The following is a 23,347-nucleotide window of genomic DNA, read 5'->3' on the forward strand; positions in this document are numbered from 1 at the left end:
ACAGGCTATTTTCAAAAGCGCTGGTTGAGGACGACGCATCTACTGCGTCGTACGGCAAAAAAGTGTCCTCAACGTATCAGAACCGCCACGGACGGTGGTGGTTCCACGCAGCAGCGCCGTTTTGAGCCTCCTGCTCAAAACTCGCCGTCAAGGAATATTTTCATTTATGGTTGACTGATGTTCGGCAAGAACGATGATTGTATTATCTACAAGGCAGGAAACATCATTAATTATGTTCATACTCGCTCGGTGGTTAATACTATAACATAGATGAGGTTCTTTTGAAAATATACGGTGCGAGGTTTGTTATGTGGTAACCTTTTATATCTTACAGATGTTTTAGATATCATGTGTACAATATGCATGAAAAGGAGAGAAAGCCGTAAGGACTCCCTATGAGTACGGTACACACGATTAACAACCTTACAGGAGAATAATATGAAGAATTTTAGCCGCACTTTACGTATAAGTGCAACAGTCGGTTTTATTTTGGTGCTATGCTGCTTGGCGTTTGCTGTCTATGCGAAGGATAAAGATAAAAACAAGAAGCAGGGAATCAGCTATGAAGCCGACATCGACTATCCCGTTTTTGAAAAAGAACCCCTTCTCAATGCCCAAGTTTCCGATGTTGTTCAGAAGGCACTTGAAGCCTTTAACAGCGAATTCTTTTCTGCGGAAGCTCCCGCCTATCCGCAAGGTTTTCAATTCGATATCGACAGCAGCTCGGTATACGAGGATTCGAAGCATATCAGTTTTCTCTTAACTGTCTATCAATATGCCGGCGGCGCAGCACATGGCAGCACCACCCTTATTCCGATAACCTACAGCAAGCAAACAAAGAAGCTGCTTTCATTGGAAGAAGCTTTGCAACCGGCAAAAAAAGACTGGCTTGCAGTTCTTTCAACTGAGGCGCGTAAACAGCTGAATGCTCAAGTTCAAAAGAAGACCTTTAGCTCCGACGAAGATTGGATTAACAGAGGTACGGAACCTACAAAAGAAAATTTTGCGGTCTTTAAGCTTGAAAAAAATTCCGTCCGCATTGTCTTTAGTCAATACCAAGTCGGGCCGTATGCTTCCGGTATGCCGGAAATTGTTGTTCCCCGCTCGTTGTTTAAGTAGGTTTTTTACAGCGTAGATTTTTTATAATATTATGATATGATGCCGGTATGGATCACGTATATTCGATACAAGAGATTACCGGCATTATCAAATCGCTTTTTGAGCAAAATTTTTCCTCCCTCCGTATTGCGGGGGAGATTTCCAACTGCCGCCCTTCAAGCACCGGGCACCTCTATTTTACCCTAAAAGATGAAAAAGCCGCATTGCAAGCGGTTATGTTTAAAGGCCGTACATGGACGCTCGGCTTTGAGCCGAAAGACGGACTCAAGGTTATTGTATCAGGTTCGCTGTCGGTATATGAGCAGCGTGGTTCGTACCAGATAATCGTCGAAACGATGGAGCTTGCGGGAGAAGGCGCTATCCTAAAAATGCTGGAAGAGCGGAAGCAGAAACTTGCGCGCGAAGGCCTTTTTGACCGAGACAGGAAGCGCCCGTTGCCGTTTTTCCCGCTCCGTATCGCCGTGATTACCAGCCCAACGGGCGCCGCCCTGCGCGATATACTCACTGTGCTTTCGCGCAGGAACCGCACGGTAAGTGTTACCGTGCTTCCCGCTCCCGTGCAGGGAGCGGAGGCGGCTCCTGTGTTAGCTCGTCAGCTGGAAACCGCCAATCGGTATAAGCTTGGAGAGCTTATCATTATCGGAAGAGGCGGCGGCTCCTTGGAAGACCTGTTGCCCTTCTCCGATGAGGCTGTTGTCCGTGCTGTAGCCGCTTCGGATATTCCTGTTATCAGCGCAGTCGGGCACGAAATCGACTGGGCGCTTACTGATTTTGCAGCGGATGTACGCGCGCCTACGCCGTCTGCCGCCGCCGAACTTGCCGTACCGGTCTTGGATGAAATTACCGATACCATTACTCAAATACAATCCGATATGCTGCGTAGTATCGGCAGCGCTTTGGAAAGAATACGGCTTACGATTAAAGGGTTTACACCGGAGTCGCTTGAGATGAAATTCCGCCGTATCGAGCAGCCGCTTTTGATGCGCCTTGACGATGCGAAAGAAAATCTGCTGTACACAATGCAGGCGCGGCTGACTAATACAAAGCACCGGCTCGCCTTGCTGACCCGTACCATTGAAGGGGCAAACCCGCAAGAAATTCTCAACAGAGGGTATTCTATCGTCTACAACCGGCAGACGGGACTTGTACTCCGCCGTGCGCAGGATGCAGCAGCTGCTCGCGAACTCCGCATTAGACTCGCCGACGGAGAAATTGCCGCCTCTACCGAGGAGTAAGCATCAATCGAATGGCAGGCGTTAAGCGAATGGCCGTGGGGAGATACTTTTGAGGTAATCTGAAACGGCGGTTTGGCAAGAGCTTATTTCTCTCAACATTGGAAGCCTATTTTCTCGGAAAAAAAGAGCTGTTCAAGGGATTATATCTTGAAAAACTGGAAGAAGATTGTGCTGATTGGTGCGGGATTTGATGAGCAAACGCGAACGATAAGAGACTGGAAAACGGAGTATCTATGTTATTAACCATAACGGCGGAAGGAGAGAATGCCGCAGCTTTAAGCTTTTTGCTGCACAAGCATCCCGATAAATTACAGCAGGTTGAGCTGTCAGTCGGGGCTGCCTATATATTTTATCCGGAGTGCGGAAAAGAAAAAGTGACAGCGGCGCTCCTTTTGGATATTGATCCGATCGGTATGGTACGTAACGCAAAGAATTTTGCCGGGAAAGATTTTTTACTGGGGCAGTATGTCAACGACCGGCCGTATGTTGCGTCTTCTTTTATGAGCAGCGCAATTTCAAAGGCGTTTTCGAGTGCGATGAACGGCAGCTGTAAAGAGCATCCCGACTATACTGAGCTGCCGCTTGCCTTAACCGCCAAAATCTCCGTGCTGCCGGCGCCGCGGGGCGGTGAACTGTTGATTAAACGGCTCTTTGAACCGCTCGGGTACACGGTTGAAGCGGAACGGCACCTGCTCGACACGCAGTTTCCCGCGTGGGGCTACGGAAAGTATTTTACCCTGACGCTTAAAAATACGCTGACGCTGAAAGAATTGCTTTCCCACCTCTATGTACTCATTCCTGTTTTGGATACCGAAAAACACTATTTTATCACACAGAATGAAGTTGAAAAATTGTTGCAAAAGGGTAAGGGCTGGCTTGAGCAGCACCCTGAACGGGAAATCATTGTTTCGCGGTATTTAATCAACCTAAAATCGCTGGTGCGTTCCGCCTTTGAAGTACTGCAGGCAGCGGAAGAAGGTATCATACCCGACACTGATAATGAGAATGAGCAAGATGAACTTACGAAAATAGAAGATACTGCTGCCGCTCACACTCAGCTGCAAAAAGCAAAAAAAGAGCGGCTCCATGACATACGGCTCAAACTTGTCGCAGAAAAATTGAAGCAGAGCGGGGCTGCAAGCGTTATTGATTTAGGCTGCGGCGACGGCAATCTGCTCAGACTACTCTTAAAAGAAAAGCAGTTTACCCGGATTGCCGGTACTGATGTTTCTTATTCGGAATTAGAAAAAAGCCAAGACAAACTCCACTGGAACGAAATGCCTGAAAAGCAGCGCGAGCGGCTTTCGCTCTTTCAAAGTTCACTGACCTATCGGGATAAACGGTTCAGCGGGTTTGATGCTGCAGCCGTTGTTGAGGTAATAGAACACCTCGATCCCAACCGCTTGCCTGCGTTGGAAAAATCTCTATTTACCTACGCAAAGCCTCAGACCATTGTGCTGACTACGCCGAACCGGGAATACAATGTACGGTACGAAAATCTTTCAGCAGGAAAAGTGCGGCACAGCGATCACCGGTTTGAATGGACACGCTCGGAATTTGCAGCATGGGCGGAACGGGTTGCGCATGAAAACAATTATACGGTTGCATTTTTCCCAGTCGGTGAAGAAGAAGAAAACATAGGAGCGCCGTCTCAGATGGCGGTATTTACGTATGGAAATTAGAATACCAAAAACAGCCTTAGTCCTGCTCGTGGGCGCTTCCGGCTCAGGAAAGAGCAGCTTTGCTAAAAAACATTTCGCTCAGTATGAAATCGTTTCGTCGGATGCGTGCCGCGGTATTGTTTCCAATGATGAAAATAATCAGGCAGCCTCAAACGATGCCTTTGAACTGTTCTACTATATTATTTCAATGCGGTTGAAAAAAGGATTACTCACGGTTGCAGATGCGACGAATATTCAGCCTGATGCACGGAAAAAACTCATCAGCATTGCCCGTTCCTTTCACGTACTGCCTGTTGCTATCGTCTTTGATATGCCGCAGGAGTTATGCGAAAGGAGAAATCAGCAACGCACAGACCGGAACGTTCTGCCCCATGTTATCCGGCGGCAGCTGCAGGATTTAAAGCGTTCCCTCAAAAGTATAAAAAAAGAAGGCTTTAAAAAACTCTACACATTCCGGTCGGGAGAAGAGGCCGATAACGTGCCCGCAATTGTGCGGGAGAAGCTCTATAACGATAAGGCTGAGCTGCATGGCCCCTTCGATATTATCGGGGATGTACACGGCTGTTACGAAGAGTTGATTGAGTTGCTGCAAAAACTCAGGTATATACTAGAAAAAACAGCAGATGACGGCACCAACTACGGGTTAAAAGTCAGTCATCCTGAAAACCGCACGGTCATTTTTTTAGGTGATTTGATTGACCGAGGCCCCGCATCGCCCGCCGTACTCAAACTGGTTATGAGCATGGTCAGAAGCGGTACAGCGCTCTGTGTTCCAGGCAACCATGATATGAAGCTCCACAAAAAACTCACCGGAAAGGCAGTGCAGGAAAAACACGGCTTGGCTGAAACACTCCGGCAGCTTGAAGGTGAAACCGATGCATTCAAGAACGATGTAAAAGAATTTTTGTACGGGCTTGTCAGTCACTATGTGTTGGATGCAGGAAAGCTCGTGGTTGCCCATGCGGGGCTCAAAGAAGAGATGCAGGGACGCGGTTCGGGAGCGGTACGCTCGTTCTGTTTGTATGGAGAAACCACCGGAGAAACGGATGAGTTCGGCTTACCGGTGCGGTACAACTGGGCAGCGGAATACCGTGGACGTGCAAAGGTTGTGTACGGGCATACCCCTGTACCATCCGCACAATGGCTGAACAACACCATCGATATTGACACAGGCTGTGTTTTCGGCGGCTCCCTCACCGCGCTGCGTTACCCCGAAGAGGAACTCGTTTCGGTACCGGCGCACACAATGTATTGCAAACCGGTGAAGCCGCTTGAGGCTGAATGCTGCAGAACCGGAAGTGCACTGATACACGAAGCCGCTATCGCAGAAGTTCCGGCAAGCAACGAAGCTGTACAGCCGTCGGTCAATATAGCGGCAGTGTACGGTGCATCCAACGCGCTGAAAAACCTGCAAGCGGATAGCAGCAACACTGCACACAATACAATCATGTCATTGCAGCAGCAAGATGATGATGTGCTCGATATAGAAGACGTAACGGGGCGGCGGATTGTTCAAACACGGCTGAAAAACAACATTTTGATTCGGCAAGAAAACTCCATTGCCGCCCTTGAAGCGATGAGCCGGTTTGCGGTAAACCCTAAGTGGCTTATCTACCTGCCGCCTACCATGTCTCCCTGCGAAACAAGCGCACTCGACGGCTTCTTGGAATATCCCGCCGAAGCAATCGGCTATTACAAAAACCGCGGGGTTCAAGCGGTGGTTTGCGAAGAAAAGCACATGGGGTCCCGCGCGGTACTCGTTATCTGCAAAGATGAACAGACCGCAGCGCACCGCTTCGGTATTACCGGGGAAGGCTTTGGTATCTGTTATACCCGCACGGGGCGGAACTTTTTTAATGAGCCTGAAACCGAACAAGCGTTTCTAACCAAAGTGCGGGATGGGCTTACCCGTTCAGGCTTTTGGGAAAAGCATCAGACCGATTGGGTGTGTCTGGATGCAGAACTGATGCCGTGGTCGGTAAAGGCGCAGAGCCTTATTCAGGCGCAATATGCAGCAACGGGATCTGCGGCACTCAATGCACTTGCGGAAGCGGAAGCCGTGCTGCGTGTAACGGCACAGCGCGGTATAGAAGGCGCTCACGAGATGCTGCATACCTTTGCAGAAAAAAAGCATGCAGCGGAAAAATTTGTTTCCGCATACCGCGCCTATTGCTGGGAGGTTACCGGCATCGATGATTACAAACTTGCACCGTTCCATATTTTAGCAACGGAGGGTGCTGTTCATGCCGATAAAACCCACCAATGGCACATGGAACAGATCGCCGAGATCTGCCGTGCGGATTCCACGCTTTTTAAACTAACGCCGTATAAAATGGTGCATTTGGACAATGAGGCGGAAATTGCCGATACGGTAGCGTGGTGGCTTGAGCTTACAGGTAAGGGCGGCGAAGGAATGGTGGTAAAGCCGTATCAATTTACCGCTTATGGTACGGACGGTACGCTTTTGCAGCCTGCCGTAAAATGCCGCGGGAAAGAATATCTCCGGATTATCTATGGGCCGGAATATTGCAAGCAGGAAAACCTTACCCGGCTTAAAAAACGGGGACTTGCAAAAAAGCGGAGCCTTGCGCTCCAGGAGTTTTCCCTCGGTATCGAAGCGCTCGAACGCTTTGTACGGAAGGAACCGCTTCGGCGCATTCACGAAAGCGTATTCGGCGTACTTGCTATGGAAAGTGAGCCGACCGACCCGCGGCTGTAAAAATAATCAGGTGCGGTTGACAGCTGGTGCAGTTCACTTATGCAGTTGACGCTGTACTAAAGCGAGTTTTTTTAGTATCTTAGTACGTCAACGGTTTTTATGGCAACCGTATTTTCATTACTAGGGCATTTCTGAAAATCGAATCAAATTTTGAGAAATGCTGTAAACTTATAAAGGGCGGATGAATGAATATTTTTTATAACACGGAAGAAACGTCAAAAGAAAAAACAAACGATAGTGCGAATGAGCAGCTGATGCAAAAATTCTTGAATACCCGTCAGATTATTCTGTCGGGCGAAGTGAATAAAGAACTGGCGGAAAAGGTTATCCGTCAGCTTTTGATCCTTGAAGCCGATTCCGCTTCAAAACCGATTTATGTGTATATCGATTCTCCCGGCGGAGATGTTGATGCCGGTTTTGCGATTTTTGATATGATCCGGTTTATTAAGCCGCCGGTTTATACGATTGGTATGGGATTGGTAGCCAGTGCAGGTGCTCTTATTCTTTTAGCGGCACCGAAGAACTACCGGCTTGGGCTTCCGAATAGTCACTACCTTATCCATCAGCCGTTATCCGGTATCAAAGGGGTTGCGACGGATATTGAAATCCATGCAAAAGAAATTGAAAAAATCCGCGTAAAAATCAATGCGCTTATCGCCGAAGAAACCGGTAAGGATGTAGCGGACGTTGCTAAAGATACCGACCGCGACTACTGGCTTTCGGCAGACGAAGCCGCCGCTTACGGGCTCATCTTACAGGTCATTAAAACCCGCAGCGATCTTCCCAAAAAATAAATCAAAACCGCCACGGATGGCGGTGGTTCTATACAGAAGTAAGTTTTTCGTCAGAAAAACTTATCGTCAAAACGCCCAAGGATGGGCGGGGTATTAATCAGGGGTGAGTTTTGGACAAAACTCGCCTTTTCCCGACATACACAGACGTATGTCGGGAAAAAGTGTACATGGATGTATACTTGCCAACAGCACCACGGACAGCGGCGTTGAAGCGGGTGTTAGAACTTATTTTCCAATATAAAAACTTTCATGACTGTATTCACACCATTTTTCATACATCTGAATATATTTTTCTTTGATAAATTCCTGTATCTTTCTTAATTCTCTATCCGTCAAGATACCTCTATTTTGAATTACAGTATCTCCATTATCTTTTACGAAAAACTTAGCAGAACTTTCTTCGGTTAATTTAGAATCACTTGCATATACATGAAATGCCTCAATAATGCATTTTGATGTAAAATATAAATAATACCCGGCAACCTTAAATGAAAAATATTTCGGCATATTAATCTTCCATATATTTTAAACAGCTTTGTAAATGTTTTTTTGAAGCTACTATTTCTATATCATCCATATTTGTTTCTATCAAAGTCCCATCAGGTTTAAAAACTGCGGCACCGTAACCATTATTCAGATTAAAAACGCTTATTCCTTCGGGAATTTTTTTAAATGCAAAACCATTATCAATGACATCTGCTTCATGAGCAATTTTATATAAATCAGGCATATCGTACCTCAACTTTTTTGATTGCAGATAAAAAATCTTCTGCCTCAATATATAAATTTTTTAATATTGGGATTAAATCAATATATTCTTCTTCCGGTTCAGAATTATGAGTATATTTAGCTAATACTTCAAGATAACCACTATCCCAATGGAGAACCTTTTCATATTTTTCCAGCGAATACGGTGCTACAAATTTTAATCGAGTCTTATTAAAAGAAAATAATGTGTAGGAACCATCATTGCTTAAATAAGCTGTGTCAAATCTACTCATGTTTCAATTATAGCATAAAAATTATAACATAAACTACTTATAAAACCATAAATACTTAAAATTACAGTAGTTCTAACATAGGCCTGATGCACTCTCAGTTCCACACAAGCGGCCGTTTGTTATCGGACAGCCGCTTATCAAGATATTCCTTATTTAGGTGCAGCTCTTTTACTAATGTGCGCATTTGATCGGCGGAGAGCAAATTCTGTTCGGCAAACAGGAAGATGAGCGCCCGTTCCGCAATGCAGGGAACACGGAGCGCATTCATCCGTTCCGGAGAAGGATTGGCACAATCGAGATATTCGGTCTTAAACGTATTAAACAATACGGAATGCTCCATATCATCTTGAATCGCTGCCAGCTCTTGCATAAGCGGCTGCATATTTCCTCTGCTTGCTTCTATTCCGAGCGGCTTTAGCGTAAAGAATGTGTATTGCTTGCCCGGCAAAAAGTGGTGCTGGTCACAGCGGGTACAGTAATTCGGTTCAAAGGGGTCTTCTTTTTTGCGGTCTCCGCCGATGATAATCAGCGGATCAAAATAAAGGGCTGGGCATTCAACGCCGTTTACAATGTAGTACCGATAGGTGTTGTAGCCGTTTTGCAGACAGTCAGGATGTTCGCAATAGGCGGAGAACGGATATATTTCCGTTGCCGTTTCTACCAGCAGCCGTGCCGTCGCATTAAAAATTTCACCGCGAAAGTTTAACAGCAAGGTCGGCATAACAAATACAAGCCCGCGCCGATCGCTTTCTTTTTTAATCACATACGCGAGCCGTTCGTCGTAGAAGGCTGCTTCATCGATAATCCATGTACCGATATGCGGATTTTCTTGCAATAGTTTTTCAAGCGAAAATGAATTGCCGACCGTTGCAATATTTCCTCCGCATCGTTGATAGCCGCCGCGGTAGGCGAGAGCATCATCGGGATAATCGGGGAACCGCTCTTTATCTAAGCTGTAGCGTGCAAAAAAGGTATATCGCCTATCCGCCGAGCCGATACCGCTTGCAGGGTCAAACAAGTCTTTTTGAGAGTTTGCTCCGCTGGTCAGTTTTTGTACGGCGCCGCTTTTGGTACGGGCTACTTGCGCATCCCGCCATACGTGTCCCGCATATTCCGTTTTCCCCGACCCCATCGGCCCGACTACCAGAATACGGCGGGAAGCGGTAGTAAAGTCAAAATGAGCTTTCGGCTCATGCATCAATAAAGAAGGAAAACCAAGGTTTTTAAACCATGCATTAATCTGTTCTTGCGCCGGTTCCAATTGCATTTATAAAGCTCCAAATCGTGAGAAGGGGAATACCCGCAGTATTGTGGTGCCGAGTATCTTTTCTGCAGGGACATATTTCGGTTCGACATTACTGTAAAACCGAATGGATTGTGCATCGTTCTTATCAACGGAAGTCAGTTTAAAACCAGTGGTATGGCGCATATCGGTTGAATTAAACCGGTTGTCGCCCATCATAAAATATGCGTTTTCGGGAATGTACTCATCCTTTCCCGCAGGAAAGACATTCATGTTGCGCTGATTAGTCCATGCAAGATAAAAGACGTAATTTTGCGCTTCTTCCAAAAGTCTATTCCGCACTTCGTCGTTGATGAATTGCTCTGCCGTAGCGTTTGCACGGAAAAGTTCGATATTACGGATAACGATTTTACCGAAGCAGAGTTTGATAAGCGCATTTAACTGCGCAAACCGTTTTTCATATAATGACGCATGCTGTGCTTCGCTGCTTTGCCAGTAGGGAATCCATCCCGTCATAAAGCTGCGGAACCATGCAAGCCCGCCGTTGGTCGTTAAAATTTCGCGGCTTATCGTGTCATTGGCACGGAAGAGGGTGAGTATCTCATATCCCGATTCCTGCAAGAAATCCGCCGCTACTGCCGTATCCTTATTATGCTTTAAAAGCGAAAGCCGATTGACAATCGATTCTGTTTGCTTTACCGCATCGGTTAAGTTGAGTTCTTTCCGCTGAGCTTCGACCGATTCCAGCACACGCAAATCTGCGGCACTGATGAGTATATCTTTGATTAAACGGCGTTCCGATTCAGGAAGACTCGCTAAATCCCAGTTGGCATAGAGCCGATCTTCTTCTACCGGTAAAAATTCCGTGTCGCCGCGGTGCTTAACATACAATACTCCATCAACCAGCATGAGTTTTTCTCCGGGTAGTCCGGTAACCCGCTTAACCAACGGATCCGGTTTCGGTTTGCCGTTCTCATCAGTGTTTATATTCACCTGTGCAAGCGTGAGCATATAGACTAGCTGCGACATAAAGGTTTTAAGCTGTGCCTTGGGCGTGTCGGGGTAATTCGGGTTGCTGAAAATAACAATATCGCCGCGTTTATATGTTTTCCATCGCGGCAGTCTAAAAGAAGAAAGCGGAAAAGCGGGCCCCGAAGGAGTTTTAAGGCCGACAACCGTATCACCGATCATAAATTGCGGCACCATAGATTCCGTTGGGATACGGTATACTTGAAAGATAAAGATATTGATGAGTAACACAAAAAAGATCGCGTAAAAAGCAGCATCGACCCATTCCAACAGTTCAATTAAAACTCGTTTTATTATTTCTCTAACCGGTTTTTTCCCACGGTGTCCTGTTAAAATGATTTTTATTATTTCGCCAATTGACGTTCCCTTGCTCGAAGGAATTTTTTTCTTTTGAATGGGTTGAATATCCGGAAAATATTTTTGTAAATTTTTATTTTTCAGATAATGAACCGTTACCGCTTTCAGAACAACGATGCCGAACCACAGCAATGCAAGTACGGTATCCATTATATAAGGCGAATGTTCTACAAGTGCGCGGGAACACACAAAGCAGGCAATCATAACAAACGGCCAATAATCGAAGAGCTTTCTTGTAAAAACAAGTGAGATATAGGTTCTCTTTCGGTTTAACCTTAATTGCGAATATACAAGCACTGAAGAAAAAATGATGCCGGCAATGCTCCCCGCGAAGGCTAAGCCGTGCATATTCTTGACAACTAATAGCAGAGAAAAAACAAAAGACAGTCCTGTACAAACGCGGAAAAATAGTGCCATGAATAACCCCTTCAACAATTTTTACACACAAGATACTTCATTACTGTAAGCGGCTTATTGTAGCGGTTATTATTTAGAATGTCAATTTTTCGGTTTGTGCTGTATCCATCGTCTTGCTGCACTTTTATACACCATGCCTTGAACAGTTGTTGGTAAAGTGATAGTATTTCGGCATAAAGTTATTAGAGAAAGTTGATAAAAAGGGAGCACAAACATATCAGCATTTCTCTATAGCATCGGCAACTGCTGGCTATGCATCCTACAACATGAAACTCTTCACTATAACAGCGAATTTTATATTAGCTATTCACTGCTACAGGGATAGTTCTCCACGGCATTGATTGAGAGGAGTTTTAAAAATTTCTGTTTTTTTAAAACACTTTCTAATGCAGTAGTTTGATGTAATTTTATTGTCTAAAGGAGATGCTTGACAAAATGGATGAAAAAAGTATAATACCCCCCCCCCCCGAAAAAGAATTTTCTCGCTACGATATAAGCTTGTTTTACTTTTCGGTGCATTGATTTTAGTTGCCGGTATTGTGCTGGCTGTCTTAGCTGTAAGAACTGCTCGTAAAGCGGTAATAGAAAAAATTACCGTTCACCTTACCGATAAAGCAACTGATATCGCGACTATTGCAGACGGGAGAATGTCCGCTGTTATGCAATTTATTGAAGGCCTTGCCCGTATGCCGTTCTTACGTGACGAAACTCTTACGCTGTATCAAAAAGTTCAAATGCTGTCTGTAGAAGCGGAACGTAATGCAAAAATAGATTACTTCGGAGTATGCGATCTGCACGGCAATCGCTATGATACACGTGACACTCCTACGATTGTAAATGATCGGGAGTGGTTCCGTGCCGCTGTGCAGGGAAAAACTTATATTGCGGAGCCTGCGCTTTCACATATAACAAATAATATGCAAATACTTTTTGCCGTTCCGATCTATGATAATGCTAATACTGTTATCGGCGTATTAAATGCGGCGGTACCGGCAAAACAGCTGTCCGATGACATCAAAGATATTGTAGTCGGTCAAAAAGGATATTGTTATATTATAGATTCGTCGGGTACTGTTGTCGCGCATAGAGATTTCTCGTTGGTTCAAAACTATGCTAATTCACAAGAAATGGCGAAAACGAACGCATCGCTTACGTCTCTTGCTGCGTTTGAAAAACAGGCTCTGGCATCGCAAGTTTCTTCCGTAGGATACTATGAGTATAACGGTGTCAATAATATAGCCTCTTATGCGACAATACCGTTAACAGGGTGGACCGTTATTATAAAAGCTCCGGTCAATGAATTTATGGGTACCGTCAATGCATTGCAAAACGGGATTCGTCTTATCGGAATTATTATTTTCCTGGCAAGTCTTATCATCGTGTACATTATCGCCTATAAAATGATACATCCTATTCAGGCGGTTGTCGCTGCATTGCAGGATATCGCTCACGGTGAAGGAGATTTAACCGTTCGTTTGCCTGTTTTCGGAAACGACGAAATAACAAACTTATCCGCATACTTCAATGAAACAATAGAAAAGATTGCCGTGTCGGTACGTGCAGTCAGTGCTAACAGCGAATCGATGGAAGAAATCGGAAGTGAACTCGCTTCCAATATGACGGAAACGGCAAGCGCTATTCACGAAATTAGCGCTAATATTGAAGGTGTAAAACAGCAGGCTTTAACACAGGCTGCAAGTGTAACAGAAACGGCAGCTACTATCGAAGAAATTGTCAGAACAATTAAACAGCTTAATAGCAGTATCGAAATGCAGGCGGAAAGTGTTGCACAATCATCTTCTTCTATAGAACAGATGGTTGCAAATATCGCTTCAATTACCAAGACGCTTGAAAGTACCGACGGCGTTATTAAAAAGTTGGCTTCCGCAACCGGTGACGGCAAAGAAACAGTCGTAACCGCCAATACCGTAACGCAGAAAATTGCAGAGGAATCGGGAGGCTTGTTAGAAGCGTCGAGCGTTATTCAGCATATTGCTTCGCAGACAAACCTGCTTGCAATGAACGCTGCAATAGAAGCCGCACACGCAGGGGAAGCCGGTAAGGGGTTTGCGGTTGTTGCCGACGAAATCCGAAAACTGGCGGAAGATTCCGCAACGCAAGGCAAGGCAATAACTGCAACACTGAAAATATTAAGCGGGGAAATCGAAACGCTTTCGGATTCTTCCAGAACCGCTGAAGAAAAATTCAGTACCATATTTAACTTGTCGGAACAGGTAAAATCGATGAGCGACCGTTTAACCGAAGCCATGCATGAACAAGAAAACGGTAGTAAAGAAGTTCTTACTGCAATTAAAAATATCAACATGGTAACGGTTGAAGTAAGCGAGGGGTCTACCGAAATGCTCAAAGGTGGTGAAGGCGTTGCTGAAGAAATGCAAAAACTGAACGATCTTACCCGGATTATTACCGACAGTATGAATGAAATAGCAGCAGGGGCAGTGCAAATCAGCAATGCCGTACAGGAAGTAAACGAAATTACGCAAAAGAATAAACAGAATATTGAAGGTTTAGTAGCCGAGGTTAATAAATTTAAAGTTTAACCGACTGTTTTACAAATACATCAAAAGGGAGGCGAATTTGTTGTCTGCCTCTTGATGTATTTTACATATTTTATTTTCTTCTTAGCAGCTATAGGTATCTCTAAAAACTTTAATTAGATTTAACGTGATGCAATGCGGGGGCTTGTCATAAATGTATCTATTTTATAAAATGGATGCGTCAGTATTAAATATTTATTAAAGACGAAGTAAAATGGGATCGGATAATAAGCATTTTATTAAAGTAACTGAAAACGCACTCACTCCTCTCAGTTCTGAACAAAAGGTAGTATTAAATCGGCGCGGTAACCAGCTCTTTAACGAAGGCTTTATAAACGAAGCTCAACGTATTTTTATTACTACCGGCTATTCGGATGGTCTTACAAGGGTCGGTGATTATTACGCCGCACAAAAAAATACGTTGGAAGCACTTCGTATGTATTGCCTTGCAAAAAATAAACGCAAATCAGAACCGATCATTGATTCGCTTGTTCGGCTCATTAGAGTGTTAATAGATACTGAATCCAAAGGAGTAGAAAATGTTTGAAAGTGTTGAAAATGGTTATTCCGAGCAGACCGACTCGTTATTTCCTGCATCATTAGATCCCGCTCAAGAACTTCCTCATGCGGAAGGAACCGATGAACTTACAAAACTTTCACGTGAGGGATATCTTTTCTTGAAAGCAAATGAAATTGATCGGGCGGAAGCTGAATTTAAAAAAATGTTGGAGCTTGATGAAAATAATAACTATGCCCTTGTCGGACTTGGGGACGCTGCGCGGAAGCGGAATAAATGCAAAGAAGCCGCAGAATATTACAGCGAATGTTTACGGCACCATCCGGGGAATAATTATGCGTTATTCGGATTAGCCGATTGCTATAAGAATATGAATTTATATGCGAAGGCAATAGAAATTTGGGAACAATATCTTGAACATGATAACGCAAATATCACCGTCTTTACCCGCGTTGCCGACGCATACCGAAAGATACATGATTTTCAAAATTCAAAAAAGCTCTATTTAAAAGTACTTGAGATTGAAGAGAATAATCCCTATGCACTTATCGGTTTGGGGCATCTTCATTATGATTTTAAAAAATACCGCGAAGCACTTGTCTATTGGCAAAAGATTTTTGATCAAAACCCCGACAATGTTGATATCCGAATCCTAACATCGATTGGCAACTGTTATCGAAAGATGAAACAATTTGATCAGGGCGTCTATTATTTTGAGAAAGCGCTTGAGAAAGATCCCGATAATTTTTACGGTCTGTTCGGTCTTGCGGACTGCTACCGTGGTATGAAGCAGCAGCAGCATTCAATAAAATATTGGGAAGCTATTCTTAACAAAGATCCGAATAATAAGGTTATTCTTACCCGTATGGGCGATGCGTATCGACATATCGGTGATTATGACAAAGCCGAACAGATTTATCAGCGTGCGCTTGATATCGATTATGATTCCTATGCGATACTCGGTCTTGCGATTTTGTGCAAGATACAGGGAAAATATGATGAAGCGATAACCAGCTTAACGCATTTGTTGCAGGCAGACCGGAAAAATTACCGTATCTATCTTGAGCTTGCAGATTGTTACATCCATACAAACGAAAAATCAAAAGCGATTGAAGTGCTGCAAGCGTTCCAGCAGTATGGTATTAAAAACCAAGCGGTAAGCGACACTCTTTTTTCATTACAAAATTAAGGCGTATTGATTGGGACAGAACGATAACACCGTTGCGGAAAAAATAGCCATTTCAGGGATGTTGCCGGAAGAAATTGGCGCGGTCTGTAATTTACCGCAACGGTTTCAGCCTATGCAGATTTTCCAATGGATTGCGCGCGGGTGTTCATCTTTTGAAGACATGACAAACCTTCCGCTTAAAGAGCGGGAGCGGCTTGCCGGTGAATATACACCGCGCAATACCGTATGTGAAACCGTGTTGAAAGATCCTGACGGTACGGTTAAACTCGGCATAGGCTTGTATGACGGCAGCAGTATTGAGACGGTACTGTTGTTTGATAAAGCCGCGCGGAAAACCGCCTGCGTTTCCTGTCAAGTCGGTTGTCCGATGGGCTGTACTTTCTGCCAAACAGGACAGCTCGGCTGCTTGCGTAATCTTGCTCCCAACGAAATTGTGGAACAGTTTTTACATCTGGAAAATATCTGCGGTAAACTTGATAATATCGTGTTTATGGGAATGGGTGAACCGTTGTTGAATCTCGACAGTATTGCAAAAACCATTGCCGTTCTTACGCACCCAAAAGGCAGAAATCTTTCACACCGGCGGATAACACTTTCCACCTCCGGTATTTGCAAGGGTATTTATGAACTTGCGGATAGACAACTTGATATCCGTCTTGCCGTTTCTCTGACTACTGCGGACGAAGCGCTCCGGACAACGTTGATGCCCGTTACAAAGGCTAATCCGCTCAGTGAATTAAAAAAGGCAATCCGCTATTTTAATGATAAAACCGATAAGCGGGTAACCCTAGAACTTGCTCTGCTTAAAAATGTAAATACTTCCTATAAGGCAGCGCAGCAGGTACGTGCTTTTGCCGAAGACCTCAATGTGCATATCAATCTTATCCCGTGGAATCCCGTGCAGCAATTACCATACAGCACTCCTTCTGATTCGGAAATACGCGCTTTTTACAATTACTTAACGGTAGAAAACTTAAATGTAACGGTTCGGCAAAAGCGCGGCAGAACAATCGGCGGCGCTTGCGGTCAATTAGGTAAAAAAGGCTCTTCAAAATTGACATAGCCTGCTATAGAGCAACTCTAACTATGTTTTCAGCACAATATCTTTAGTATATAAAAAAAGCGCCGGCTAATCTGCAAGATTAACCGGCGCTTTAATTAACTAAACATTTAACAGCAACGGGACTGTCTCAAAAGTTGGTTGCTTTTTGGACAGCCCCTCGTTAAATTTTTAGTATATCCGATTTATTGACCATCCGCGGGAACGCTCCAGGTCGCGGGTTCGTTTCCCTCTCTGTCTATAACCTCTATATCTGATGCAGGAGTAATCTTGTCTACATAGAATTTGTAGGATACAGGCTCCGATACGTTACCAACGTTATCGATTGCTTTTACATCGATATTGTAAACAGTGTTGGTAGAAAAATGAAGCGGTTCGATATATTTAACATAATCCGCATCATTGATTTTGACATACAAGGCATCTACACCGGAAAGCTCATCGGTTGCACCAAACGCAACAGATTCTTTTGTAGAAACGATAATGCGTCCGTCTTCGTCAACAACATCAGCGCTCGGGAAAATCATGTATGCATCATCTTTATTGATAAGGCGATCGCTGTTTTCAATAAAAACAGTCGGAGCGGTTGTATCAACGATAACGGATGTTACCGAAATAGGAGCTAAGTTACCGACATTATCAACAGCCGTGTAATATATCTTTGCAGGACCTTCTTCGTTTACAGAGTAATAAGCATCTTCATCTTCTTTTCCATTACCATGGAGTGCTAAAGAATCCAAATCCGTACCGATATAGGCTCCGGCAGTTCCGGAACCGGTTAAATCATCGGTTGCCGAAATATACCACTTGGTATTTGCAGAACAGTAAGCAGCCAAACCTTTGTAGAATAACGGTTCAGTTGTGTTGAGCGTTGTTTTAGGCGCTGTATTATCAACAATTACCGAAAGAGTTTTTGCAACTTCAAGGTTTTTGCTGTTATCAAAACCGCGATATGAGATATCGTGTTTACCTTCTTCCAAAATCTGGAAGGGGTTGCGGTAAGTCATAAAGCTTGAACCGTCCAGTGAGAATTCAACAAAATCGAGACCCGTTTCTTTATCTGCCGAATTGAGCTTAAAGAACACATCGCTGTTGACAAAATGTTTATCACCGTTGCGGTATTGCATTGCCGCGCGTTGATAATCAGGGTTCATTGTTTCAGGCACTTGTGCCCAAACTGATAAGCAAAGAGCCGCAAAAGCAGCGGCAAAGAGTGATTTCTTCATAAATCCTACCTCCAAATACTATAAAAGATGACTCCGCATCCTTTTTAATAATAAATTTCGACTCTGCGGTTGTGTTTCCGTTCGGAAATTTCCGTATGAGATCCTGCAGGGTGCTCAGCCCCTTCCGCCGATATGGTAATATTACCTGCTTTAAAGGCACCTGTTGATTCAAAATACCGTGCGACGGCATTTGCGCGTTGTAACGACAGTTTTTCTTCTTCTTTTGTGCTATCTAATTTTGCACAATGTCCGACAATTTTTATCTGTGTTACATTCTTTGCTTTCAACAGTTCGGCAATACTGTCCAATTTATGCGCAGTGAACGTATCAATTTTATACGCTTTCGGAGCAAAATAAACCGTTGTTTCGTTATCGGTATTATTTTTACCGTTTTGCTGCGCTTCAGCAGTTTTGTCTTCCGCAGGAGCATTTTCAACCTGCTGTGTTTCTGCAGCGGGTTTTTCTTCCTTCGGCTGCTTAGGCTGTGAGGTGCATCCCATCACAATTGCCGCGATCAGCAACAGAAGAATACCTTTTAGCTTGCTCAAATTTTGACCTCCTCAAAATTCTTGTATAAAGAGCATCTTTAAAAACCGAAGCTTTTAGAGTCTCTTATCGTTTTTATAGGTTCTTCTTAAATTCACTAATGCCGTTTCTATTTTAAATTGACGTTTTTTATTGAGATTCAAAGAATATCGGCCGATACTCTTGCCAAAGGATATGTTATTAGAGCGGAGTATTCTTTTATCCGCTATTAAGCCTCTATGATCGGCGCTCCTACACCGTATGTGTCATACTATCATCCTCATCTTTTTTGTCAAGCCTTTTTATAGCAAAAGCTGTTTCTCCGTGTAGATTTTTTGTGTATTATTTCACGGGAAACCCGATAATATGAGGTACTATGATGACGGAACATGAAAAAAAGGTAAAAAGAATTGCAGTGGTTACGGGGGGCACAAGCGGAATCGGTTTGGAAACGGTCAAAGCTTTGAACGATAGGGGCTATGCCGTGTATACGGTGAGCCGAAGAGTTCTCGATAGTTATATACCCAAATGCGGTGGTCATTTTTCAGCTGATGTGACGGATGAAGGTGCTTTGACCAAGGTTTTTGCCGAGATATGGGAACGGGAAGCTCGCTTGGATGTCTGTGTCTGTGCCGCCGGCTTCGGTATTTCGGGCGCCGTTGAGTTTACGAAGCTTGAAGATGCAAAAAAACAGCTGGATGTAAATTTTTTCGGCGCTTTTTTAACGATGAAAGTCGCAGCTTCCTACATGAGGAAGCAAGGTTTTGGAAAGATTCTTGCGGTGAGTTCGGTTGCGGGAGAAATTGCCATTCCCTTTCAGGCCTTTTATTCCGCTTCCAAAGCAGCACTTGGAAAATTATTGGAGGCGTTTGCCGCCGAAGTCTTTCCGTTTGGTATACAATGTGCGCTTATTATGCCGGGGGATGTTGCGACTCCGTTTACGGATGCCCGTAATAAGTCGAATACCGGTAACGATGTGTATTCCGGAAGGATCACAAAGAGTATTGCAAAGATGGAACGTGATGAACGGCACGGCATACCGGTAGATAAACTCGGTGCTTTTATTGCATTGTTAGCGGATAAAAAGCGGATTGGTTTCTTTCATCCCTATAACGCACCCTATGCTCTGTTGATAAGTCTATACCGTTTACTGCCGCGTCGTTTAGCTCTGTTTATTGTTCGCAAGCTCTATGCCTGCTAAGGAAAAATAAGAATTATTCTTGATTTTTCTATGGGAATGATTATATTATAACTACAGTTGATGTATCAGCAATGATAAATATATCATCAATGAGGAGTATTATATGAGCAAAACAGGAATTTTTTATGCAAGTAAAGGCGGCGTAACCGAAGCTTTTGCAAAGCAGATTGCAGAAAAGCTGGGCGCCGATGTGCACAATATGAAAGATACGAAAGTAGATGCGATAGCGGCCTATCAGAATGTCGTGCTGATGTCCTCCAGCTATTTCTTCGGCGCATTAATGGAAGATTGGGGCGGTAAAGTAAAACTGCTGCACACCGTTGATTTTGCCGGAAAAAATGTTGCGATTGTCGGTGTCGGAAGCCAGGAACGCCATCCCGACAGCTTCTGCTCCGGAGCTGCGGACTTCTATGATAAGCTCCGCTTCAGCGGCGCCCGCTTTGTCGGCGATGTATGCCCCTGCGGATATGACTTCCAATTCTCCCGTATGGAGAGAGGTGGCAGAATGCTCGGTCTGTGCTTAGACAAGGGCGATGCTAAAGTGAACGAAAAAATCGACGAATGGGTAAAAGCCGTTCAGCCGGTATTTGCAAAATAACTTTTGTTGGTAAGATTTGTTTCGCATCTTTCGGAATAGAGATGCCTATTACAAGCTTCCGGAATAATATACATTGAGGTTTCTCAGATATTTCCGGAAGCTTTTTTATTCCTCAACGGTGAAGGTCGTCCTGCAAATAGTGTGAAAGGGGCAGCCCATACAATCTTGCCATTGTACGGCTGCCGGTTTTCTAAAGTCTTCCATACCGACCTGTTGCGCGTATTCTTGAGCAATTTGTAAAAAAGCCTGAATCGACGGTTCAAATTCTTCCCTCGTTTTAGAAGAACGGGAACTATCCTGAGGTATCACCTCTTTATCGTTGACGATGTACCTTCTCTCTTCTTTCGTAATACCGAGAAAAAAAGCATGGAGCACTTCCTGTTTCAGTCTATTTTCTGCAAGGAAGATGTACATCGGCATTTGGAAATCTCGCATAGTTTCCGAGGTATAGTCTGTAGCGGACGGAACCTTGCCGGTTTTATAATCAAGGATGACGGCGCGGCCTTCAGCTTCCTGATAGGCGATGCGGTCTACGAGCCCGTGATAGAGGATGTCTCCGCTCCGGTACTGCAGCTCGCCTTCCATCATATACGGCGCATAGCCGTCCAGTTTTTCCGCATCGAACATAAGCACAAAGTCAACGCTTTTTAAACTGCGCTTTTTGATCGATTCGATAAAAGGCGCGGCGAGCGGCCCTCGGAAATCGGTTTGGCTGTGAACGGTCTCATTAAATATCGATTCAGCCCACGCTCTATAATCGGCGAGATGCGCAGAGATAAACACCTTATCGTTTTCCCGTATACGCTGATAGAGCCGCTCCAAAATACGGTGGCAAATGATACCGATATAGCGCGGGTTGAAAAGTTCCGCATCAGTGTCTTCTTCGTCGATGGAGAGTGCCGACGACAAAAACCATTGAACCGGACAGCCGGAAAAAAGATGTAAGCCGCTTTGACTGATGCGGAATGCCCCGTCCGTATAATGTCCGGCCTTGAGCTTTTCCGAAAGTACCGGCAGGCTGCCGTTAAAAGGTTCGGTTAAAAAGGAAAAGCCGCGCTCTTGTTTAATATTAGCGAATTGTTCAAATCCCGCTTTTTGTACGGAATACAGCGCTTCCGGCGCAGGTTCTTCCCGTTTAAAGAAGCGATATTCCTGCAAAAGAGAGTCGCTGTCATTCAGGTTGGGACGGGGCGCAAAGGCGGTAAAAATGCCATTGCTGACGGTAAAGCCCGAAAAGGTTTGTTCGGAAACGGAAAAGCGCACTGTGCCGTATGTTGCATACACCGCAAAAAAGGCCTGCGTTGCATCTTTTTCGACAACGCCGAGTTCTTCCCGTTTGTCTTTCCGTAAGAAGGGAAGTTTTTGATAGATCACCCTGCTTGCTTTTTGATTGCAGTTGAGCACAAAGTGATGAGCAAAGGGCGTGGCGGCCGCGACCCTAAATGGAAAGATACTGACCGCTCTTCCGGTATTTTGCGGTACATAGATTTCGCGGGAAAGTTGAGTGGTAAAAAAGCGATAGGGCTGTGCAGGCAGACAGTCGGCAAAATCTTCTTCAAGCTGTATCAATTCCTGCATAAGCGTGATACAGCGGCCGATGACGGCATTGTCTTCGGCTGAAAAGCCGTCGGGATTCAGATACTGCGCTCGAAAGAGAATGTACTGCCGCCGCATTTCGGAAAAGCTTTGAGCCTGCACGAACCGCTCCGCAGCTTTCATAAAGGGGAGGAGCCATTCCTTTGCCTGTGCTTTTTCGGCTTGTTCTTCCTCAACACTGCTATGAGGATTATACGGGATAGGGAGTTTAAACGCCTCCTTCCAGACGTTTTTATAGTGCCCTTCATCCTTCCACGAAACGAGACAGTTGTTTTTTATGCCGAAATTGATGAGTGCTTGTATCTGCGCGGGATGCTTCCACGGAATATGAGGATTGAGCAGCAGCGGTTTAAGGCTTTCAAACGAGTAGTGTTCCTGTACGCACTGTTCAAGCAGCGGAAAGAGCTGCCCCGCCTGCTGTTCGCCGAGTTTAAACCCGAGCCGAAATTCGGCAGGGATATTCCGCAATGCAAATTCCCGCTTGAGATACGGTACGGTATCTTCAATACCGGCAATGCTGAGCGCAATATCATCGGCGGGAACTCCGTTTGTCAAAAGCTGCTCAACTGCAAGCGCGGTTGACCGGATTTCTTCCCGCATGGTACCGAATTGGATAAGCGGCGTTGTTTCCGCTTGAAAGGAAGGGGCGGGGAGTATCGACAGTTTTGGCCGTTCTTCCAATAAACCGTGGTATTCGTCAAAATCTTCCATTAATTCGGGATAGAGTAAAATGTACTGTTGCGCATGCGGGATAAATTCCGCCCCTGCCCAAGAAGGTTCAAAGAGCCGGTGCGCATCCAAAAATTCCGTATACGCTTTTTTCAAAATCCGTAAATCGGAGAACTCGGCATCTTTACCGGCTTTATGCTGCACCGCGCGTTTTTCCCAGTGATCCAACTGCGGTAAAATACCGGCAATCCATTGTGCAAATATGGCGCCGTCGGCTGCGTAGTCCGCAGGGATGATGTTCTGTAGAAACGGTTTTTCCGCCGCAGCATTGTCGGCTGCAATATGATGCGCAAAGAGCAAGCGGATAATTTGAGACACCGGGTTTTTATTTTCCGCTTGAGCGATACAGCACTCCGCCTTAAAGGCATCCCATGCAATAAACAGTTCAGCAGGAACTGCTGCAAGGCCGGTCAACGCAAGCGCACGATGCATCCAAAGCCGAGCCGCAATCCGTGACGGAAACACAAAACACGTGCGGGCGTCCGTACCGTAGCGGTGGATACAGTCTTCTATAGTGGAACAGCCGGATATGATGCGCATAATAACCTCTTT

General features: G+C 44.9%; 19 protein-coding genes and 1 pseudogene. 12 read left to right on the plus strand and 8 right to left on the minus strand.

Annotated features, from left to right (window positions below; translation table 11 throughout):
* Positions 1 to 438: 438 nt before the first annotated feature.
* The 6 genes and pseudogenes from QI63_RS08280 to QI63_RS08300 all read left to right on the plus strand — a co-directional run bounded on the left by QI63_RS08280 (position 439) and on the right by QI63_RS08300 (position 7,549).
* Complete coding sequence (locus QI63_RS08280) at positions 439 to 1,119, plus strand: DUF3298 and DUF4163 domain-containing protein (protein ID WP_044015445.1); 681 nt, start codon at positions 439 to 441, stop codon at positions 1,117 to 1,119.
* Positions 1,120 to 1,166: 47 nt separating this feature from the next.
* Positions 1,167 to 2,354, plus strand: coding sequence for an exodeoxyribonuclease VII large subunit (gene xseA / locus QI63_RS08285; RefSeq protein ID WP_044015447.1), 1,188 nt, complete (start codon positions 1,167 to 1,169; stop codon positions 2,352 to 2,354).
* Positions 2,355 to 2,419: 65 nt separating this feature from the next.
* Positions 2,420 to 2,527: pseudogene (locus tag QI63_RS12685) on the plus strand (AAA family ATPase); the annotation flags it as partial.
* 60 nt (positions 2,528 to 2,587) lie between these two features.
* A complete protein-coding gene (locus QI63_RS08290) occupies positions 2,588 to 4,036 on the plus strand; it encodes a 3' terminal RNA ribose 2'-O-methyltransferase Hen1 (RefSeq protein WP_044015449.1) in 1,449 nt (482 codons plus the stop codon).
* A complete protein-coding gene (locus QI63_RS08295) occupies positions 4,026 to 6,755 on the plus strand; it encodes a polynucleotide kinase-phosphatase (protein WP_044015451.1) in 2,730 nt (909 codons plus the stop codon). The genes QI63_RS08290 and QI63_RS08295 overlap by 11 nt, the downstream gene beginning before the upstream one ends.
* Positions 6,756 to 6,940: 185 nt before the next feature.
* Positions 6,941 to 7,549, plus strand: a complete 609-nt coding sequence (locus QI63_RS08300) for an ATP-dependent Clp protease proteolytic subunit (RefSeq protein ID WP_044015453.1) — start codon at positions 6,941 to 6,943, stop codon at positions 7,547 to 7,549.
* A gap of 225 nt (positions 7,550 to 7,774) precedes the next feature.
* On the opposite strand, the gene QI63_RS08305 is transcribed toward QI63_RS08300, so the two are convergent.
* The 5 genes from QI63_RS08305 to lepB form a co-directional block, all read right to left on the minus strand.
* Positions 7,775 to 8,056, minus strand: a complete 282-nt coding sequence (locus QI63_RS08305; protein WP_044015455.1) for a DUF4160 domain-containing protein — start codon at positions 8,054 to 8,056, stop codon at positions 7,775 to 7,777.
* A gap of 1 nt (position 8,057) precedes the next feature.
* Entirely contained in the window at positions 8,058 to 8,279 is a 222-nt protein-coding gene (locus QI63_RS08310; protein ID WP_044015457.1) for a DUF7723 family protein, read from the minus strand.
* Positions 8,272 to 8,550 (minus strand): DUF7724 family protein, encoded by a 279-nt coding sequence (locus tag QI63_RS08315; protein ID WP_044015459.1) that lies wholly within the window; start codon positions 8,548 to 8,550, stop codon positions 8,272 to 8,274. The genes QI63_RS08310 and QI63_RS08315 overlap by 8 nt, the downstream gene beginning before the upstream one ends.
* A 94-nt stretch (positions 8,551 to 8,644) precedes the next feature.
* Complete coding sequence (locus QI63_RS08320) at positions 8,645 to 9,817, minus strand: thymidine kinase (RefSeq protein ID WP_044015461.1); 1,173 nt, start codon at positions 9,815 to 9,817, stop codon at positions 8,645 to 8,647.
* Positions 9,818 to 11,329: a signal peptidase I gene (gene lepB, locus QI63_RS08325; protein WP_235619665.1), complete on the minus strand. Its 1,512-nt coding sequence runs from the start codon at positions 11,327 to 11,329 to the stop codon at positions 9,818 to 9,820.
* 785 nt (positions 11,330 to 12,114) lie between these two features.
* Between lepB and QI63_RS08330 the strand changes: the two genes are divergently transcribed.
* The 4 genes from QI63_RS08330 (at position 12,115) to rlmN (ending at position 16,923) form a co-directional block, all read left to right on the plus strand.
* A complete protein-coding gene (locus QI63_RS08330) occupies positions 12,115 to 14,157 on the plus strand; it encodes a methyl-accepting chemotaxis protein (RefSeq protein ID WP_235619666.1) in 2,043 nt (680 codons plus the stop codon).
* Positions 14,158 to 14,368: 211 nt separating this feature from the next.
* Positions 14,369 to 14,701 (plus strand): hypothetical protein, encoded by a 333-nt coding sequence (locus QI63_RS08335; RefSeq protein WP_044015468.1) that lies wholly within the window; start codon positions 14,369 to 14,371, stop codon positions 14,699 to 14,701.
* Entirely contained in the window at positions 14,694 to 15,860 is a 1,167-nt protein-coding gene (locus tag QI63_RS08340; protein WP_044015470.1) for a tetratricopeptide repeat protein, read from the plus strand. The genes QI63_RS08335 and QI63_RS08340 overlap by 8 nt, the downstream gene beginning before the upstream one ends.
* 58 nt (positions 15,861 to 15,918) lie before the next feature.
* Positions 15,919 to 16,923, plus strand: coding sequence for a dual-specificity RNA methyltransferase RlmN (gene rlmN / locus QI63_RS08345; protein WP_144389707.1), 1,005 nt, complete (start codon positions 15,919 to 15,921; stop codon positions 16,921 to 16,923).
* Between the two features lie 182 nt (positions 16,924 to 17,105).
* Here the strand turns inward: rlmN and QI63_RS08350 are convergent, their stop codons facing one another.
* Together QI63_RS08350 and QI63_RS08355 are read right to left on the minus strand one after the other, a co-directional pair.
* Positions 17,106 to 18,146, minus strand: coding sequence for an OmpL47-type beta-barrel domain-containing protein (locus QI63_RS08350; RefSeq protein ID WP_044015474.1), 1,041 nt, complete (start codon positions 18,144 to 18,146; stop codon positions 17,106 to 17,108).
* A gap of 44 nt (positions 18,147 to 18,190) precedes the next feature.
* Positions 18,191 to 18,694, minus strand: coding sequence for an OmpA family protein (locus tag QI63_RS08355; RefSeq protein WP_044015476.1), 504 nt, complete (start codon positions 18,692 to 18,694; stop codon positions 18,191 to 18,193).
* Between the two features lie 353 nt (positions 18,695 to 19,047).
* Between QI63_RS08355 and QI63_RS08360 the strand changes: the two genes are divergently transcribed.
* Together QI63_RS08360 and QI63_RS08365 are read left to right on the plus strand one after the other, a co-directional pair.
* Positions 19,048 to 19,872, plus strand: a complete 825-nt coding sequence (locus tag QI63_RS08360) for an SDR family NAD(P)-dependent oxidoreductase (protein WP_044015477.1) — start codon at positions 19,048 to 19,050, stop codon at positions 19,870 to 19,872.
* Positions 19,873 to 19,975: 103 nt separating this feature from the next.
* On the plus strand, positions 19,976 to 20,470 hold the full coding sequence (locus QI63_RS08365) for a flavodoxin domain-containing protein (protein ID WP_044015479.1): 495 nt from the start codon (positions 19,976 to 19,978) through the stop codon (positions 20,468 to 20,470).
* Between the two features lie 105 nt (positions 20,471 to 20,575).
* Here QI63_RS08365 and QI63_RS08370 read toward each other — a convergent pair whose 3' ends face one another.
* Entirely contained in the window at positions 20,576 to 23,335 is a 2,760-nt protein-coding gene (locus QI63_RS08370) for a PD-(D/E)XK nuclease family protein (protein ID WP_044015481.1), read from the minus strand.
* Positions 23,336 to 23,347: the final 12 nt, after the last annotated feature.

It is taken from the genome of Treponema sp. OMZ 838, assembly GCF_000775995.1.
Lineage (GTDB): Bacteria > Spirochaetota > Spirochaetia > Treponematales > Treponemataceae > Treponema.